The sequence below is a fragment of the Flavobacterium sp. GQ95 genome (genome assembly GCF_059758655.1).
The window spans coordinates 1-204 of the sequence record NZ_JCAXEB010000097.1; the positions used below are offsets into that span (position 1 = coordinate 1).

Annotated in this window: 1 protein-coding gene; it reads right to left on the reverse strand. The window is 38.7% G+C overall.

What is annotated here, in order from left to right:
- Window positions 1–204, reverse strand: a 204-nt coding sequence (locus tag AC6CH4_RS26090) for a hypothetical protein (protein WP_498108271.1), incomplete at both ends; no start/stop codon positions are given.

Consider the following 204-nt stretch of genomic DNA (forward strand, 5'->3'; position numbering starts at 1 on the left):
CTGGGCTTTTAAAAGATTCTCATTGCTGGTTGTATCATAGGTAAAAACCGTTGGATTGTAGCTATGATTGCCGATTTGCTCTGTAATGCTTAACAGACGATCGTATCCCAGGGAGGTTGCCTCGCTTTTTAGAATGTACTTTCTACAGTAATTAGTATCACCATTACCAATTACCCTGATCTGATTGAGGATCAGATCATTTAA